The organism is Actinomycetospora sp., assembly GCF_036497245.1.
Classification (GTDB): domain Bacteria; phylum Actinomycetota; class Actinomycetes; order Mycobacteriales; family Pseudonocardiaceae; genus Actinomycetospora.
Map to the genome: position 1 here is coordinate 1 of NZ_DASXJS010000265.1, position 3,536 is coordinate 3,536.

Genomic DNA, 3,536 nt, shown 5'->3' on the forward strand with positions numbered 1-3,536 from the left:
CGGTCGGGGTCGGCGTCGTCCTCGGACCACGGGCCGGACGGGCCGGGGTGCGGCACGACGTCGTCGCCCTCGGGCTCGCGGACCTCGACCGGCACCGACGCGACCAGCGCGCGCAGCCCGGCGGCGTCGAGCAGGTCCGACGGAGTGACGGTCCGGTCGGCGCGCACGTAGTGCAGGGCCGCGCGCACCCGTTCCACCGGCGTGCCCGACAGCGCCGCCCACGCCAGGCGGTACGCCGCGAGCTGCACCGACAGGGCGGGCATCGCGTCGGGGGCCGGCGGCGCGCCGGTCTTCCAGTCGACCACGGTGGCCCCGCCGTCGGAGTCGGTGAACACCGCGTCGATGCGCCCGCGGACCAGGGTGCCCTCCACCTCGGTCTCGAACGGCACCTCGACCGCGACCGGGCTCCGGGTCGCCCACCGGCTCGCGGTGAACCGCTCCTGCAGCTCGGTGAGGTCGGCGGCGGCCGGCTCGCCGTCGGCGGGGTCCTCGTCGGCCGCGCCGGGGAGCTCGTCGAACTCCAGCAGTTCGGTCTTGGCGAACCAGCGCTCGACCCATGCATGGAACTCCGTCCCGCGCCGGGCCCTGGGGTCCGGCGGGCGCGGCACGGGACGACGCAGTCGGCGGGCGAGCGCAGCCGGGTCGGCGGCCAGGTCGACGAGTTGGCTCACCGAGAGCTGCGGGGGCAGCAGCACCCGGGCGTGGCGCTGGCGGGCGGCAGCGCGCTCGGCGAGCAGCACGTCGACGTCGGCGGCCCACCCGTCGGGGTCGGCCGAACCGGGGTCGTCGGCCGGCTCCGCGTCGGCCGGCTCCGTGTCGGCCGACCCGGGGTCCTCGGCCGACACCTCGGCGGGGAGGTCATCGTCGCCGGCCACCAGCCGCTCGCGGGCGGCCCGGACCAGCGCCGCCCCCTCCTCCACCGCGTCGCGGCGGACCCCGAGCGGGTCGACCGGCCACGCCTGCGTGTGCTCGATCTCGGCGAGCGGGTTCGCCGCGCCCTCCTCCGGCGGCTCGGCCCAGGCGTCGACGGCCGCCGCGCCGCGACCGGCGAGCTCCCCGATCTCGGTGAGGAGCTCCGACGGCCCGCGGGGCTTCTCCCCGGACTCGCCCCACCAGTACCCGGAGACGAGCAGAGTGCGCTCGGCGCGGGTGAGCGCGACGTAGAACAGCCGCCGCTCCTCGACCAACCGGCGCTCGTCGAACTCCTGCTCGTGGCGGTCCAGGCGTTCGGTGAGCTCCTTGCGGTCCCCGGCGTCACGCACGTCGAGGACCGGCAGGTCGGGTCGGTCGCCCCGCAGGTCGGCGGGCAGCGACGGGATGCTCGTCAGCCACGACCCGGACAGCTTCGGCCCGGGGAAGGTCTTCGCGCAGACGTGCGGCACCGCGACCACCTCCCACTCCAGGCCCTTCGCGGCGTGGACGGTGAGGACCTGCACCCGGGCACCCCCGAGCGCCGGGTCGGCGCCTGCGGTGGACTCCACCTCACCCGGGGTCAGCCCGTCCTCGGCCTCCTCGGCGGCGTCGAGGTAGGCGAGCAGCGCGGTCGGGGTGGCGGTGCCGCCGGAGGTGGTCGCGCCTCCGGCGAAGTCGGCGACGACGTCGGCGAACGCGTCCAGGTGCGCCCGCCCGACCTCGCCGGGGCGGGCGGCAGCCTCGACGTCGAGCAGCAGCGTGCGCTCGACGTCGGCGACCAGGTCCACCAGGGGCGCGGTGACCCGTCTGCGCAGGCCGACAAGCTCCCGCGCGAGCCGCCGGAGCCGGGCGTAACCGGCGGGTGAGTAGCGCTCGGCGGGCCCCGGGTCGTCGAGCGCGTCGACCAGCCCGGCCCGCTCGGCGTGCTCGCCGGGCAGCGCGTCGGCGACCGGGTCCGGTGCACCCGCCGTCGGGGCGGTCTCGGGCACCGGCGGGGCCGCGAGCTCGCGCGCCCGGCGCCACAGCGCGGCGAGATCCGCGCCCCCGATGCGCCAGCGGGCCCCCGTCAGCAACCGGATCGCCGCGCCCCCGGCGAGCGGGTCGACCACCAGACGCAGCGCCGAGACGAGGTCGCGGACCTCGGGCTCGTCGAGCAGACCCCCCAGCCCGACCACCTCGACCGGCAGGTCCCGCTCCCGCAGCGCGGCGGCGATCTCGGTCATGTCGGCGCGCCGGCGCACGAGGACCGCACTCGTGGGCGGAGGGTCACCGCGGTCGAGCGCGGCCCGCCACCGGTCGGCGACCGCGTCCGCCAGCCAGGCCCGCTCGGCGACGACGTCGGTGTGCAGCGCGACGTGCACGTCGCCGGGCTCGGCGCCGACGAAGGCCCGCAGCTCCCCCACGCCGTCGAGGGCGCGGGGTTCGCGCAGGGGTTCCACGACTCCGTTCGCCAGCTCCAGCACCTCGGGCGGATTGCGGAAGCTGGTGAGCAGGCCGAACCGCCGGGCCGCGACCCATTCGACGGCATCACCGCTCGCCCGCCTGCCTTCCCCCGTCGCTCCGCTCGCCTGGCCGGGATCCGGGCGCGGGAAGTCGGTGACGAACCGGGGCAGGTTCGCCGCACTCGCGCCACGCCAGCCGTAGATCGACTGGAACGGGTCGCCCACCGCCGTCACCGGGTGCCCCCCGCCGAACAGGCCGGCGAGCATGACGACCTGGGCGTGCCCCGTGTCTTGGTACTCGTCGAGCAAGACGACACCGAACCGCGCGCGTTCGATGGCAACGACTTCGGGTACGCCGGCCAGCCGCGCGGCCAGGGTCATCTGGTCGGCGTAGTCGACTCCCCCACTGCGGCGCTTGGCCGCCGCGAAGTCGCGGACAAGATCCATGAGTTCGTGGCGGTGCTCGGTGGCGGCGATGAGCCGAACGGTGTCGCCCGGAGTCGGTGAGGTGATTCGTGGCCCGAGCGGCAGCGGTTCCCACTCGGCGAGCAGGTCGGCGCAGAACCGCTCGACCTGGTCCGGGGTGACGAGGTGATCGGCCAGCGAATCGGACAACGCCAGCACCCAGCCCGGAATCGAGGCGAGCGAGCCGATGTCGGTCGGCAGATCACCCCCGTACCGGCGCACGGCTTGGTCGGCCAATTGCCAGCGCACAGCCTGGCTTAGCAGCCGCGGGCTCGGCTCGGCGCCCACCCGCATGGCCTGTTCGCCCACGAGTCGGCCGGCGTAGGCGGCATAGGTGAGGACGGTCGGCTCGCCCGAGAGCAGCGCCGCGAGGCGCTCGGCGTCGCGGTCGGCCTCGACCACCCGCCGCCATTGAGCGAGTCGACGCCGGATGCGGGCGCCGAGTTCGCCGGCGGCCTTACGGGTGAAGGTGAGCCCGAGTACCGCTCCCGGATCGACGAGTTGGTTGGCGACCAGCCACAGCACCCGCGCCGCCATCGTCTCGGTCTTGCCCGACCCGGCGCCAGCGATGATGACCGCGGGCTGCTGGGGGGATTCGATGATCGCGGCCTGCTCGTCGGTCGGCTCAGGTGCATTCAGGAGCTTGGCCAGCTCAGCCGCAGAGATCGCGCTCACTGGAATTCCGTCCGCCGACGTTGACACCGGGGCAGCTTTCGG

1 protein-coding gene is annotated in these 3,536 nt (G+C 75.7%); it reads right to left on the reverse strand.

The window, feature by feature from the left end:
- Positions 1–3,500: ATP-dependent helicase (locus tag VGI02_RS27195; protein WP_527249140.1), on the reverse strand; the 3,500-nt coding region annotated here is incomplete at its 3' end.
- Between the last annotated feature and the right edge of the window lie 36 nt (positions 3,501–3,536).